Consider the following 748-nt stretch of genomic DNA (forward strand, 5'->3'; position numbering starts at 1 on the left):
TGCCCCTGCAGCCGCCCCGGCTCCTGCTCCTGCGGCTGCTCCGGCCCCCGCTGCGGCTCCTGCCGCTGCCCCCGCCGCTGGCGAGACCGCCGTGAAGAGCCCCATGCCGGGCAACATCTTCAAGGTGGAGTGCTCTGTGGGCCAGTCTGTCAACGCCGGCGACGTGCTCATCGTTCTGGAGGCCATGAAGATGGAGATCGAGGTGTCCGCCCCTGTGGCCGGCACCGTCAAGGCTGTGGCCGCCACTGTGGGCACCGCCGTCAACACCGACGACCTGCTGGTTACCCTGGGCTAATAGGGGGTACGATCGATGCCTAGTATTGAGAAAGCGATTATCCACCCCTTTGAACCGCTGAGCCTGCCTCAGGCTCTGCTGGTTGCCGTCTCCGGTCTGCTGGTGGTGTTCGTCATGCTGGCCATGCTGATGCTGGTGATTATCGTCACCTCCAAGATCGTGGCCGCGATTGAGGGCAAGAAGAAGCCCGCCGCCGCTCCCGTCAAGAAGTCCGCTCCCGCCCCCGCGGCCAAGCCGGCTGCGGCTCCCGCCGCCCCTGCTCAGGATGAGGGAGAACTGGTGGCCGTGATGATGGCCGCTGTGGCCGAGGAGTCCGGGATGCCCATGGGCTCCTTCCAGATCACCAACATCGCCTCCGTTCCCGTAATGGCGGCTCCCGCCGCTGCCCCTGCAGCCGCCCCGGCTCCTGCTCCTGCGGCTGCTCCGGCCCCCGCTGCGGCTCCTGCCGCTGCC

Annotated in this window: 2 protein-coding genes; both read left to right on the forward strand. The window is 67.8% G+C overall.

What is annotated here, in order from left to right; all coding sequences use genetic code 11:
• A partial coding sequence (locus D1641_RS03495) for an acetyl-CoA carboxylase biotin carboxyl carrier protein subunit (RefSeq protein ID WP_243149246.1) occupies positions 1 to 295 on the forward strand: 295 nt, incomplete at its 5' end.
• Between the two features lie 15 nt (positions 296 to 310).
• The coding region (locus D1641_RS03500; protein WP_160663017.1) for an OadG family protein at positions 311 to 748 on the forward strand (438 nt) is incomplete at its 3' end.

It is taken from the genome of Colidextribacter sp. OB.20 (genome assembly GCF_009911595.1).
In the GTDB taxonomy this organism is placed as follows: Bacteria; Bacillota; Clostridia; order Oscillospirales; family Oscillospiraceae; genus Lawsonibacter.